Genomic DNA, 13984 nt, shown 5'->3' with positions numbered 1-13984 from the left:
GCCACAAGCCGTTCGAGCACATCTACCGCCACCACCGCCGCTACCGCATCACCGAGGGCAGCGAGGAAATCCAGAAGCGCAAGGTGGCGGGATTCCTGTTCGGTTACATGGGAGCGGGGAAGCATTGAGAGCCGCGTGGCGACCGCCACACATCTCGTCGTCGTCATGCCCCGCGAAGGCGGGGTATCCAGTACGCCGCGGCCTGTCCGTTCAATCACCGCCGTCTCTGGAATACTGGATCACCCGCCCCAGTGCGCAATCGCGCGCAAGGCGGGCGACGACAGCGGAGGACGATCAATTCACCTGCCGGTCCTTGCCCGCCCAATACGGCTCCCGCAGATTCCGCCGCAAGATCTTCCCCGACGGGTTGCGCGGCAGCGCCTCCAGGAAGTCGACCGTCTTCGGCGTCTTGAATCCCGCGATGCGCTCGCGGGTGAAGTTGATGATGTCGGTGGCGGTCGCATGCTTGCCGGGTTTCATCACGACCATCGCCTTGACGGCTTCGCCCCATTTGTCGTCGGGAATGCCGATCACGGCGGCCTCGGCCACATCGGGATGATCGCACAGCGCGCTCTCGACTTCCGCCGGATAGATGTTCTCGCCGCCGGAGATGATCATGTCCTTGATGCGGTCGTGGATATAGAGATAGCCGTCCTCGTCCATGTAGCCGGCGTCGCCGGTGCGCAGCCAGCCGTCGCTGCGCAGCGTCGCCGCGGTGGCCTCCGGCAGATTCCAGTACCCGGCCATGTTGGAGCCGGAGCGGGTGGCGATCTCGCCGACCTGCCGCGGCGGCAGTTGGTTGCCGTCAGGATCGAGGATCGCCAATTCGATGCCGGGCAGGGCCTTGCCGGCCGAGCGCATGCGCTCCAGCCCCTCGACATGGTCCTCCGGCGAAAGGGCGACGATGGTGCCCGTCGTCTCGGTCATGCCGTACATCTGCACGAAGCCGCACTTGAACACATCGATGCACTCCTTCAGGAGCGCGGCCGGGATCGGCGAGGCGCCGTAGAGCATGTATTTCAGGCGCGAGAAATCGACCTGCCGCGCGCGCGGCTGACGCACCACGAACTGCATCGCGCCCGGCACCATGAAGAGCTTGGTGATTCCGGACTGCTCGAAGAAGTCGAGCACCTTGGTCGGATCGAATTCACGGGCGATCACGCCCCTGGCGCCGTGATAGAGCCCCATCACGCCCCAGCCGGAGCCGCCGATATGAAAGATCGGCATCGCCACCAAGGAGACGTCGTCGGTCGTCCACCTGTTCCATTCGGGCTTCTCGGCCTCATTGCCGGCCTGCACGAGGTTGAGGAAGTTGGCGTGCGACAGCATCGCGCCCTTGGGCTTGCCCGTGGTGCCGGAGGTGTAGAGCTGGATCGCGATGTCCTTTGGGCTGATCGGCTCCTTCGGGTCGTCGCCGCTGGCCGCATCGCGCCAGGCGGCAAAATCCTGCCATTCCGGCGCGCCGCCTTCCGTGGTGATGACGGTGCGGACATCGGGCAACTGCGCCTTGATGTTGCGGACCTGTGTGATGAATTCCGGACCCACGAACAGTACCGGCGCCTTGCAGTCGCCGACGATGAAGGCGATCTCGGGGCCGGCGAGGCGCCAGTTGACCGGCGCCATCACGACATTCGCCTTCATCGCGCCCATCAGGAGCTCGAAATAGAAATCGCTGTTCTTGCCGAGATAGGCGATCCGCTCGCCCGGCTTGACGCCGAGCGCTACAAGCGCATTCGCGACGCGGTTGGTCTTGACGTCGAACTCGGCGAAGGTGGTGTGCCGTCCCTCGAATTCATAGGCGATGGCATTGCCGCGCGATCTGGCGCGCTCGCGCACCATGTCGGCAAGGTTCGTCGGTTGCTGGGCGGCGGACATGTCTCTCCCGTATCGTCTTGTTATCGTTGCGCGGAGTTTGGCGATATCGCGCAACAAAGACAATACGGTAGAATTGACATGACGTTTCATCGTGTCGTCGTCCCTGCGAACGCAGGGACCCATACGCCGCGGCCTGTCGGTAAGCCGAGGCGGCTGGTTATCTTCGGAACAATTGGCGCTGGTGGTTATGGGTCCCTGCGTTCGCAGGGACGACAATTACCCGCGCGAGGCGCGGTCCTTCTCGTTCTGCGCCTTGATCGAGTCGCGGGCCTTGTTCCAGTCGTCGTCGCTCCAGTCGCGCAACTGGTAGAAGTTGCCGCCCATCGCGAGCGCCTGGCCGCCGTCCATGGCGATGGTCTCGCCGGTGATCCAGTCGCAGCCGCCGGAGATCAGGAACACCGCGAGGTTCTGCAATTCCTCCATGGTGCCGACCCGGCCCATCGGGTTCTGCGCCCTGGTGCGCGCGCCGGCCTCGTCGCCCGGCTTGATGCGCTTGCTCATGCCCTCGGTCGGGATTTCGCCCGGCGCAATGGTGTTGAGGCGGATGCCGTATTTGCCCCATTCGACCGCGAGCGACATCGTCATGGCGTGGATCGCCGATTTGCTCATCGCCGACGGCACCACATAGGGCGATCCGTTGCGCACCCAGGTCACGGTGATCGACACGACGTTGCCGCGCTGTTTGGCCGCAATCCAGCGCCGTCCCACCGCATGGGTCACGTAGAAGGTGCCGTGCATCACGATGTTGGCGACGGCGTCAAAGCCGCGCGGCGAGAGATCTTCCGAGCGCGAGATGAAATTGCCCGCGGCATTGTTGATGAGATCGGTGAGGGGACCCGAGGCCCAGATCTGTTCGATCATCTCGTCGACCGCCATCGAGTTGCGGATGTCGACGCCGTGACTGACGACGCGTCCGCCATGCTGGTCCATCAGTTCGGTCGCGGTCTCGTCGCATACAATCTTGCGGCGGCCGCAAATATGGACCTCGGCTCCCAGTTGCAGAAACCGCGCGGCCATGGATTTGCCGAGGCCCGTGCCGCCTCCAGTCACGAGGATACGTCGTCCGGCGAGAAGCTGATCGTTGAACATCGTTTCCACCCACGGGATTGTCTGTTAATTGACCGATTGACTAAAACCGGACAACGGCCTTTCTGTAAAGCGCCAAGAAGGAAGTGTGGAGGATTTTAATCATGGAGCAACGCGTATCGATCTCGATTTCGGACGGAATCGCCGATGTCCGGCTGGTGCGGGCGGACAAGATGAATGCGCTCGATGCGGCCATGTTCGAGGCGCTGGTCGCGGCAACCGAACGTTTGGCCCATGAAAAAGGCGTCAGGGTGGTAGTATTGTCCGGCGAGGGGCGGGCGTTCTGCGCCGGTCTCGACATGGGGCGCTTCCAGGCCATGAAGGAAAATGGCGGTAACGGGATCGCCGGCGGCGAGAAGCGGGACCTGACTGCACGCACGCATGGCATCGCGAACTTCCCGCAGCAGGCGGTCTGGGGCTGGCGCGAGCTTCCGGTGCCCGTGATTGCCGCGATCCAGGGCGTGGCGTTCGGCGGCGGCTTCCAGCTTGCGCTCGGCGCGGACATGCGCTTCCTCACGCTGGACGCGCGGATGTCGATCATGGAAATCAAATGGGGCCTGGTGCCCGACATGGCGGGCACGCCGATCCTCGCGAGCCTTGTGCGCGACGATATCCTGCGCGACCTCACCTATACCGGCCGCATCTTCTCCGCGCAGGAGGCCATGAGCTACGGTCTCGCGACGCGGATCTGCGACGACCCGCGTGCCGCGGCGCTCGAGGTCGCGCGCGAAATCGCCGGCAAGAGCCCCGACGCGATCCGCGCCGCCAAGCGCATGCTCAACAAGCTCTCGGTCGATCCGGCGCCGGCGCTGCTCGCCGAATCCGTCGAGCAGCAGAAGCTGATCGGCAGTTCCAACCAGACCGAGGCCGTGCGCGCCAACATGGAAAAACGCGCGCCGCGGTTCGCGGAGGCGGGATAGTTTCGGTCGTTCCGGGGCGGCGCGAAGCGTCGAACCCGGAATCTCGAGATTCCGGGTCTGGTGCTTGCGCACCATCCCGGAATGACGCTTACGCAAACCCGACCACAGATCGGAAAGAGACAATGTCAGCCTCCCAACTCTTCCTCGGCATCATCAGCGGCGGGCGACGGCGCAGCCATGACGAAGTCGCCGATCGCGCCGATCGTATCGCCAGCGGTTTGCAGAAGCTCGGCGTCAAGCAAGGCGACAGCGTCGCCATGCTGATGCGCAACGACATCGCCTTCATCGAGGCGGCCTACGCGGCGATGCGGCTCGGCGCCTATGGGGTGCCGGTCAACTGGCACTTCAAGCCGGAAGAGATCAACTATGTGCTGAAGGATTGCGGCACCTCGGTGCTGATCGCGCATGCCGACATGCTGCATCAACTGCGCGAGGCGATCCCGCAAGGCATTACCGCGCTCAGCGTGCCGACGCCGCCGGAAATCCTCGCGAACTACAGGATCGATCCGGATCATCTTGGAACGCCGGACTTTGCGATCGATTTCGAATCCTGGCTGAAGCAGCACCCGCGCTATGACGGGCCGGTGGTGCCGCAGCCGCAGAACATGATCTACACCTCGGGCACGACAGGCCATCCCAAGGGTGTGCGCCGCTCCGCACCGACGCCGGAACAGACCGCCAATGCGGAACGCATGCGCGCGATGATCTATGGCCTGAAGCCGGGGGCCCGCGCGCTGCTGCCGGGACCGCTCTATCATTCCGCGCCGAATTCGTTCGGCCTGCGCGGCGGCCGTCTCGGCGGTGCACTGGTGATCATGCCGCGTTTCGACCCGGAGGAATTCCTGCGCGTCATCGCGACCGAAAAGATCGACACCATCTTCATGGTGCCGACGATGTTCATCCGCCTGATGAAGCTGCCGGAGCAGGTGCGCAGGAAGTACGACATGTCGTCGCTGCGCCACATCATCCATGCGGCCGCGCCTTGTCCGGCCGACGTCAAGCGCGCGATGATCGAGTGGTGGGGGCCGGTCATTTATGAATTCTACGGCTCGACCGAATCGGGCGCGGTCACCTTTGCGACCTCCGAGGACGCGCTGAAACGGCCAGGCACGGTCGGCAAGATTTCGCCCGGCGCGGAGCTGCGCTTCATCGGCGATGACGGCAGGGAGCTGCCGCAGGGCGAGATCGGCGAGATCTATTCGCGCATCGCCGGCAATCCGGACTTCACCTACCACAACAAGCCGGAGAAGCGCACCGAGATCGACCGCGAGGGATTCATCACCTCGGGCGATGTCGGCTACATCGATGCCGACGGCTATGTCTTCATCTGCGACCGCAAGCGCGACATGGTGATCTCGGGCGGCGTCAACATCTATCCGGCCGAGATCGAGGCCGCGCTGCACGCGATCCCCGGCGTGCATGATTGCGCGGTGTTCGGCATTCCCGACGCCGAATTCGGCGAGGCGCTGATGGCCGTGGTGGAGCCGCAGCCGGGGGTGACGCTCGATCTCGCCGCGATCCGCGCGCAGCTCAAGGTCTCGCTCGCCGACTACAAGGTTCCGAAGCACATCGAGATCCAGTCCAACCTGCCGCGGGAAGATTCCGGCAAGATCTTCAAGCGCCGCCTGCGCGATCCCTATTGGGAGCGGGCGGGGCGAAGGATCTGACGATTTTCGGCGATTGCGGAGCGACCGTTAACCAACAGCAGCCTTCGCAAGAACACTGCCATGTCGCTCCGCTGTCGTATCGCGCTGCTATCCGCTGACATGGGGGTGCGGCATTGATTCTCGTGGGGCTTTGGGCCGCGTGAATCAGTCATCGCCCTGTCACAGAAATCTGTCAGGGGACGGGTATGGGTAGTGACGCCTTGAGTGAAGAAAGCCCGGAACGGCGCTTTCGTACCTTGTTTATTTCAGATGTCCATCTCGGTGCGCGCGGCTCGCAGGCTGACCGGTTGCTGGATTTCCTCAGGACTCATGATGCCGATACCATCTATCTCGTCGGCGACATCGTCGATGGCTGGGCGCTGAAGTCGAGCTGGTACTGGCCGCAATCGCACAATGACTTCGTGCAGAAGATGCTGCGCAAGGCGCGCAAGGGCGCCAAGGTCATCTACGTGCCGGGCAATCACGACGAGTTCCTGCGCAACTATTACGGCACGCATTTCGGCGGCATCGACGTGGTGGAAAACACCGTTCATGAGGGCGTCGACGGCAAGCGCTACCTGATCATCCACGGCGACATCTTCGACCTCGTGGTGCAGAACGCGCGCTGGCTCGCCCATCTCGGCGACAAAGCCTACGACTTCGCCATCCAGATGAACCGCCTGGTCAACTTCTTCCGGCGCATGTTCGGCGTGCCCTATTGGTCGCTGTCGCAATGGGCCAAGCTGAAGGTCAAGAACGCCGTCAACTATATCGGCGCCTTCGAGAAGACGCTGGCCGGCGAGGCGCGGCGGCACGGCGCCGACGGCGTGATCTGCGGGCACATCCATTATGCGACCATCCGCGACGAACACGGCATCCGCTACATGAACTGCGGCGATTGGGTGGAAAGCTGCACGGCGCTGGTCGAGCATGAGGACGGCCGGTTCGAGATCATCACCTGGGCCGATCCGGAGCGACGGGCGGCACCGGTTCCCCGGGTCGCCGCGCGCGCCGCATAAAAGGGGCGATTGGGCTGAATTCGCGCCAACGGCCCGTATTTGACCATATGGGATCACGCCAAATCGTCTTGCTCGCCCATCGGTAGCCGCGATACAAATTGCGGATGCCAGAACCCGTCCAGAATCCAGCCATTGGCGCGGCCGATATCGAGGCCGCCGCCAGGGTCGTTGCACCCTTTGCGGTGCGTACGCCGTTACTGTCGTTCCCCGTGCTCAACGAGCGCGTCGGGACCAAGGTGTTCCTGAAGCCCGAAATGCTGCAGCGGACCGGATCGTTCAAATTCCGCGGCGCCTTCAACAAGCTGGCCTCGATCCCGCAGGACAGACGCGGCGGCGGGGTCGTGGCGTTCTCCTCCGGCAACCACGCCCAGGGCGTGGCGGCGGCGGCGCAGATCCTGAACATGCAGGCTACCATCGTGATGCCTGCGGACTCCCCCGTCACCAAGCGGGAGCGGACCAAGGGCTACGGCGCCGAAGTGGTGCTTTACGACCGTGACAAGGAAGATCGCGAGGCCATCGCCAACGGCATTGCGGCCAAGCGCGGCGCGACGCTGGTGCGCCCCTATGACGATCCTTTCGTGATCGCAGGCCAGGGCACGGCGGGCCGCGAGATCGCCGAGGACATGACGGCGCTCGGCCTCAGCCCCGATGTCGTGGTGGCGCCGGCCTCGGGCGGCGGACTGATCGCCGGTGTCGCGACGGCGGTGAAGTCGAAATTCCCCCAGGCCCAGGTGATCGTCGCCGAGCCCAAGGACTATGACGACCACGGCCTGTCGCTGCGCGCCGGCCATCGCGAAGCCCATCACGCCGCCGGCCGCACCATCTGCGACGCGCTGATGGCGGCGATGCCAGGCGAACTCACTTTCTCGATCAACAGCAAGCTGCTGGCAAACGGCGTGACCGCCTCCGACGAGGAAGTCGGCGCTGCCGTCGCCTATGCCTATCGCGAATTGAAACTGGTGGTCGAGCCGGGCGGCGCCGTCGGCTTGGCTGCGCTCTTGGCCGGCCGGATCGACGCCAAGGGCAAGAACGTCGTCATCGTGCTCTCCGGCGGCAATGTCGACGCTGACCTGTTCGCAAAGCTGGTCGCCTGATCATTCGATCTCAAGCGAAAACGGGCAGAGCCTGCGCTCCGCCCGTTTTTTGTTGTCCGGCGCGCTCAGCGGTGCCTGAAGCCACCGCCAAAACCTCCGCCGAATGAACCGTGGGACGGGCCGGCAAAGCGCTGACCGAAACCGCCGCCGCCCATGCGGCTGCCGAAATGACGCGGCGCGGTGTTCATCATGGGCCTTTTCGTGAAGGCAGGCCTGGAAAACCGCGTCGGGTGGTTGTGGACGCGCGGGGGCAGGGACGTGACCTTGCCGATATTGCCACCGTTCTTGCCGGCATTGATCGGCATCGAGTTGCCCTTGCCGGGTAGTCCCATGGCCTTGCCCATATTGCCGCCATTCACCCTGCCATTGATCGGGTTATTCCCGTCGATGCCCTTGGCGGGCAGCGTGACGATCCTGGACGGCATTCCCATGTGAGCCTGGGCGCCGAAATTGCCCGGCTTGAAGCTCGGCGACTGCTTTGCCAGATGGGTGAACTGCATCAGCGGCACCGCCTTCGGCTTGACCTGCATGTTCAGTGCCGTCCTGGCGTAGGGGCTGCTGGCAAAATTGTCGTGGAACGTCTTGTAGGCGAAGGGAGAGTTCGCCAGCACCGCCTTGTGCCAGGCCTTCGCCACCACGAGGTTGCCGAGCAGCACGCGGACGTGATCGCACAGCGGGTCATTCGGGTAGAGGCGGATGAACTCCTCATAATATTCGGGCGAGCCTTCGGACAGCACGTAATCGTAGGCCTGGCGCACCGAGCGCGAGGGCAGATTCGACGCCACCTGCATGATCGGGGTGCGATCCGGCGCATGGCCTGCAGCCATCACGGTATCGCCGAAGAAATAGAAGTCGGAGGTCAGCGACGAGCTTTCCCAGGGCGTCTGGCGGCCATTGGTCGCGGTGTTGACCTCGAGCCTGATGCGCTTGAACAATTGCTCGATCGGCAGGTTCGGCACGCGGGCGCTGTTCAGGAACGCCGACGTATACGGGCTGTGATTGCCGTCGCCGTCCTGCGCCTCCATGCCGGGCGAGGTCGAGTAGCCCACGATCGAGCCGTTCGGCGCGTCGACGATGGCAAGTCCGCGCCCGTTGTCGTTGATATCGGGGAACGGATTGTTGCGACAGGCATCGAGCACCACGATGCGCATCCGGCTCGGGATCGATTCCAGCGTGCCCATCACGTCGACCAGCCGCAGCGAGTTGCCGTCGAGATCGGAGGGCGCGGATATCTTCGCATCGACCGGCAGCAGATAGTTCTCGCCCGCCACCTGCACGCCGTGGCCGGCATAGTAGACCATTGCCACCGTGCGGGGGCCGCGCTCGCCCACCTTGGCGGAGAAGTCCTGCACGACCTTGATCATCTCGCCGCGCGTCAGGTCCGTTGCCTGCGTGACCTCAAAGCCGGCCGAGTTCAAAAGCTGCGCCACCGATTGCGCGTCGTTGCCGGGATTGGCCAGCCTCGGCGCTGCCTGGTAATTCGAATTGCCGATGACCAGCGCGACCCGCTGTTCGGGTGGCGGCGCCTGCATGCCGGTACGGATGTCGGCACTCGGGGCTTCGGCGAATGCCGCGCCGCCGGCCGCAAGGCCGAGCAGGCCCGCCAGCAGGCCGACGCGTAACAGCGATGACTTGAAACGGGACATGGCAGCCTCCTGAAGCGGATCGCGCGAGCCGCGGTTAGCTGCGGAAACGCTAGGGCGATTCAGGGGGCGGGTACGTGACCGCAGTCACGTTATCGCCAGTGCCACTTGCGGCGGCATACCTCACCTGACAATCTCGATCTGCCGCACGTCGAAGGGGTCGTCATGGGGGTAAACCCAGGAATAAAGGCTGCGATCGGAATCATCGCGGCGGTGCTGGTTGCCGCGGCGCTGGCCGAGGCGAGCCAGGTGTTCGCGCCGCTTGCGGCGGCCGCCTTCATCATTGCCGTGGTGTGGCCGATTCAAAAGCGGCTGCAACGGGGGATGCCGAAGCTCGTCGCACTGGCCATCACCATCATGATCACCGTGACGGTCTGCTTCGCGCTCGCTTCGCTTGCGGCATGGGGATTCGGCCGCGTGGGGCATTCGCTGCTCACTGATATCGCGCGCTATCAGGCCTTCTACGAGGCAACTGTCGCTTGGCTGGACGGCCACGGCGTCTCGGTCGCGGCATTATGGGCCGAGCATTTCAACGTCGGCTGGATGTTGCGTGCGACGCAGTACGTCACCGGCCGCGTCAATACCACGCTGAGCTTCTGGGTGATTGCGCTGGTCTACGTCATGCTCGGACTTCTCGAGGTCGATGACATCAGGCGAAGGATCGAGCGTCTGGAAAACCGGACCGCCGCTTCCGTGCTGCTCGGCGGCGGCGCCGCAACCGCGGCAAAGCTTCGACGGTACCTCATGGTGCGAACGCTGATGAGTGCCGTCACGGGCCTTTTGGTCGGCACGTTCGCCTGGGTTACCGGACTTCCGTTCGCGCTGGAGTGGGGCGTGATCGCCTTCGTGCTCAACTATATCCCGTTCATCGGCCCGTTCATCGCGACGCTGTTTCCGACCCTGCTGGCGATGACCCAGTTCGAGAGCTGGCCTGCGGTGTTCGGCGTCTTCGTTTGCCTGAACATCATCCAGTTCGCGGTCGGCAGCTACATCGAGCCGCGGGTGGCCGGCAACATGCTGTCGATTTCGCCGATGCTGGTGCTGTTTGTGATCTTCCTCTGGAGCTTCCTGTGGGGATTGTTCGGCACCTTCATCGGCGTGCCCATCACGCTCGCCATCCTCACCTTCTGCGCCGCGCATCCGTCGACCCGCTGGGTCGCCGATCTGCTCGGCGGCGCGGACCAGGTCAAGCCGGGCAAGCTTCAGGACTCATAAAGGCCGACAAGGGTAACCTTGAACCTTCGCAATTGTCTCCAATGTGCTATTCTGATCGCATTGGCCATAGGTATACCATGACAGGTATCGCAGAGTGGCTGGCATCGATTGGTTTGGGCGAATACGCCCAGCGTTTCGCCGAGAACGCTATCGACCTCTCGGTCGTGAGCGATCTCACGGAGCAGGACCTCAAGGACCTCGGCGTCCTGCTCGGGCACCGGCGCAAGATCCTGCGCGCGATTGGGCAACTTGATCGCGAAGTCCCGGTATCTCCTGACACGAGAGCCAAACCAGCGCCGAGGGATAGCGCCGAACGGCGCCAGCTCACGGTCATGTTCTGCGATCTGGTGGATTCTTCGGCACTCGCGGCCCGACTCGATCCGGAGGATTTGCGCTCGGTCATCGGCGCCTATCACGACTGCATCGCGGAGGTTATCTCCCGGAATGACGGCATCATCGCCCGGTACATGGGCGATGGCGTTCTGGCCTATTTCGGCTATCCCCAGGCGCACGAGGACGATGCCGAGCAGGCGACGCGCGCGGGACTGACACTGGTCGATGCCGTGGCCAACCTCCAGACTCATATCGGCACAAAGCTGCAGGTCCGCATTGGCATCGCCACCGGCATGGTGGTCGTGGGCGATCTGAGCGGCGAGGGCGCCGCCAAGGAGCAGGCCGTCATTGGAGAGACACCGAACCTGGCAGCGCGCCTGCAGCAGTTCGCCGAGCCCGGTATGGTGCTGATCTCCGAGAGCACGCATCAGCTCACCGGAGGATACTTCGAATACCGCAATCTCGGCACTGTCGCGCTCAAGGGATGGGCGGAGCCGATACCCGCCTGGCAGGTGCTCGGGATAAGCGGCGTGGAAAGCCGTTTCGAGGCACTGCACAAGACTCGATTGACACCGCCGATCGGGCGCGACGAGGAGATCGAACTGCTGTTGCGGCGCTGGCGGAGTGCGGCGTCGGGCGAAGGCTGCGTGGTGCTTCTGACCGGAGAGCCGGGGATCGGCAAGTCGCACATCGCGCTGGCGCTTCAAGAGCGGCTCCAGGCCGAACCTCACATTGCGGTAAGCCAATTCTGCTCGGCGCACCACACCAATAGTGCGCTGTATCCATTGATTGCCAACCTGGAACGTGCCGCTCGATTCGAGCGAGGCGAAACGCCGACGGACAAATTTGCCAAGCTTGAAGCCTTTCTCTTGCGGTCTGGCGTTGACGAAGACTGGGTGGTGCCGGCTCTGGCCACCCTGCTGTCGCTGCCGCTCAGCAACCGCTACAGCCTGCCTGACCTGAGTCCGCAGAAGCGCAAGGAGATGACGCTGGCGGCGTTCATGGCTCAGCTCGAAGCATTGGCGGCGCGGCAGCCGGTGCTCATCATCTTCGAGGATGTCCATTGGGCGGACCCGACGTCGCTGGAACTGCTCACGGTGACACTGGAAAGGCTGCCGCGACTTCGGGTGCTGCTGCTCATCACAGCGAGACCGGAATTCACGCCGCCTTGGCCCGGTCATGCACATGTGACGACGCTTTCGCTCACGCGGCTGAACCGGCGCAGCGGGGCGGCATTGGTTGAGCGCATCACGGCCGGCAAGACGCTCCCGGAAGAGGTAATGGAGCAAATCCTCGCCCGTACCGACGGCGTGCCCCTGTTCGTCGAGGAACTGACCAAGGCCGTTCTCGAAACCGGACTGTTGCAGGAGCGGGGCGACCATTACATGCTCAGCCGTCCGCTGCCCTCGATGGCGATTCCAACGACATTGAACGCATCGCTGATGGCCAGGCTCGACCGACTGGCCCCGGTGAAGGACGTGGCTCAGATCGGAGCAGTCGTGGGACGCGAGTTCTCCTACGAACTCCTGAGCGCCGTCACCGGGTTGCCAAGGCAGAGGCTCGAGGAGGCGCTTGCGCAGCTGGTTCAGGCGGAGTTGATATTCTGCCGGGGCGAGATACCCCGCGCGGTCTATACCTTCAAGCATGCGCTGGTGCGGGACGCTGCCGAAGCGGGACTCCTGAAGAGCCGACGCGCCGCGCTTCACGCCACAATCGCAGACGTCTTCGAGCAGCGGTTCCCCGAAATTGTGGAAACACAACCCGAGACTCTCGCGCTCCACCTGACGGAGGCCGGGCTGTTCGAGAAGGCGGTGGAATACTGGCTCCAGGCAGGCAGGAAGGCCGCCATGCGCTCCGCCAACCTCGAGGCCATCGCGCACTTGAGGAAGGGTATCGAGGTGCTTGCTCATCTGGCCGACGACACTCGCAAGGACAGACGGGAGCTCGATTTCCAGTTTGCGCTGGGACCGTGCCTGATCGCGACCCAGGGGCCGGCCTCACCACATGCGGTGGCGACCTTTGCTCGTGCGCGCGAGCTGTGCCAGCGCCTCGGAGATCCCCCCGAGGAACTGCAAATCATGTTCTGGTTGACCACTGCGAGCGTCATTCGTGGCGAGTTGCCGGTGGCCGAGGAAATGATTTCGCCGTTGCTCGATCTCGCCCGGGCGCACGGCGACCGACCAGTCTTGCTCAACGCGATGCGCGGGCAAGGGATGATTCGCCTTTTCATGGGACATCTCACAGGCGCACGCGAGGTGATCGAAGCGGCCTTCGATGCGTTCGAAACGAGCAGCGAGCAGGAACGATTGGCGGCGCGTGCGGCCGGTCAGGATGCGGGCGTGGCCGATCTTGCCCTGATGTCATGGGCGCTCTGGCTACTGGGCCGTGCCGATGCCGCGCTCGCGCGTCTCAATGCCGCCATTCAGCGTGCCGACGACATCAGTCATCCGCATTCGCAGGCCTATGGATGTTATTATGGGTCCGTGCTTCACGCGCTTCGGGGCGAGTTCGTGGCCGCGCATCGCTATGCCCAGCGCTGTCTCGCGTTGTCGGAGGAGCACGGATTTCGGCAATGGCAGGGATTGTCGCGCGCCGTCCGGGGGATCAGTGCCACGTTTCTTGACCCTTCGTCCGCTGCGCTCGCGGAAATTCGCACGGCAATGAACGAATATCGCGGCGCGGGCTATCAGCTCGGCATCACGGCCTTGTACGTGCTCCTGACGCCGGCATTGTTGTCGAGCGGTCAAGGCGACGTCACGCTGGAGCTTGTCGAGCAGGGCCTCGCCACCACCAGTCGCAACAGCGAACGGATATTTGAGGCCGAACTTTATCGGCTGAAGGCGCGGGTGCTGCTCTCCCGCGGCGTAACGGGAGCCGGCACCGAGGCGCAATCATTGCTCGACCAGGCCTTGAACACCGCAAGAAGCCAGCATGCCAGGGCCCTTGAACTTCGGGTTGCGACAGACCTTGCCGCCTTGTGGATCGATCAGGGCAGGCGCGAGCAAGCGCTCGACCTGCTCGCGCCGGTCTATGCCGGATTCACCGAGGGCTTCGAAACCCAGGATCTCAAGCAGGCAAAGGCATTGCTCGACCGACTCCGATAACGCCGTCTGGATCACGGGCTTTTGGAGTATGGCTCGGCAAGTCGCTTGC

General features: G+C 63.8%; 10 protein-coding genes. 7 read left to right on the top strand and 3 right to left on the bottom strand.

The annotated features are described in order from the left end of the window. Positions 1-128, top strand: a 128-nt coding sequence (locus V7E26_RS15695; protein ID WP_324417565.1) for an acyl-CoA dehydrogenase family protein, incomplete at its 5' end; no start/stop codon positions are given. A 166-nt stretch (positions 129-294) separates the two neighbouring features. Here V7E26_RS15695 and V7E26_RS15690 read toward each other — a convergent pair. Together V7E26_RS15690 and V7E26_RS15685 are read right to left on the bottom strand one after the other, a co-directional pair. Then, positions 295-1875, bottom strand: a complete 1581-nt coding sequence (locus tag V7E26_RS15690; protein ID WP_324417560.1) for a fatty acid--CoA ligase — start codon at positions 1873-1875, stop codon at positions 295-297. Positions 1876-2091: 216 nt separating this feature from the next. After that, entirely contained in the window at positions 2092-2964 is an 873-nt protein-coding gene (locus tag V7E26_RS15685) for an SDR family oxidoreductase (RefSeq protein WP_324417558.1), read from the bottom strand. 101 nt (positions 2965-3065) lie between these two features. On the opposite strand from V7E26_RS15685, the gene V7E26_RS15680 reads away from it, so the two are divergent. The 4 genes from V7E26_RS15680 to V7E26_RS15665 all read left to right on the top strand — a co-directional run bounded on the left by V7E26_RS15680 (position 3066) and on the right by V7E26_RS15665 (position 7640). After that, on the top strand, positions 3066-3881 hold the full coding sequence (locus V7E26_RS15680) for a crotonase/enoyl-CoA hydratase family protein (RefSeq protein ID WP_324417556.1): 816 nt from the start codon (positions 3066-3068) through the stop codon (positions 3879-3881). Between the two features lie 122 nt (positions 3882-4003). Beyond that, the gene (locus tag V7E26_RS15675) at positions 4004-5548 is read left to right on the top strand and encodes an acyl-CoA synthetase (protein ID WP_324417554.1); all 1545 of its coding nucleotides are present in this window, start codon (positions 4004-4006) and stop codon (positions 5546-5548) included. Between the two features lie 185 nt (positions 5549-5733). Beyond that, positions 5734-6546, top strand: coding sequence for a UDP-2,3-diacylglucosamine diphosphatase (locus V7E26_RS15670; RefSeq protein ID WP_324417552.1), 813 nt, complete (start codon positions 5734-5736; stop codon positions 6544-6546). A gap of 104 nt (positions 6547-6650) precedes the next feature. Then, a complete protein-coding gene (locus V7E26_RS15665) occupies positions 6651-7640 on the top strand; it encodes a threonine ammonia-lyase (RefSeq protein WP_324417550.1) in 990 nt (329 codons plus the stop codon). A 65-nt stretch (positions 7641-7705) separates the two neighbouring features. Here V7E26_RS15665 and V7E26_RS15660 read toward each other — a convergent pair whose 3' ends face one another. Then, positions 7706-9286 (bottom strand): caspase family protein, encoded by a 1581-nt coding sequence (locus V7E26_RS15660; RefSeq protein ID WP_324417548.1) that lies wholly within the window; start codon positions 9284-9286, stop codon positions 7706-7708. A gap of 162 nt (positions 9287-9448) precedes the next feature. Between V7E26_RS15660 and V7E26_RS15655 the strand changes: the two genes are divergently transcribed. Together V7E26_RS15655 and V7E26_RS15650 are read left to right on the top strand one after the other, a co-directional pair. Next, positions 9449-10498 (top strand): AI-2E family transporter, encoded by a 1050-nt coding sequence (locus tag V7E26_RS15655; RefSeq protein WP_324417546.1) that lies wholly within the window; start codon positions 9449-9451, stop codon positions 10496-10498. Between the two features lie 77 nt (positions 10499-10575). Further along, a complete protein-coding gene (locus V7E26_RS15650) occupies positions 10576-13935 on the top strand; it encodes an adenylate/guanylate cyclase domain-containing protein (RefSeq protein WP_324417544.1) in 3360 nt (1119 codons plus the stop codon). Positions 13936-13984 lie beyond the last annotated feature (49 nt).

It is taken from the genome of Bradyrhizobium sp., assembly GCF_036735945.1.
Taxonomy (GTDB): domain Bacteria; phylum Pseudomonadota; class Alphaproteobacteria; order Rhizobiales; family Xanthobacteraceae; genus Bradyrhizobium.
The sequence above is the reverse complement of the archived record's forward strand: the minus strand, read 5'-3'. Positions and strand labels throughout refer to the sequence as shown.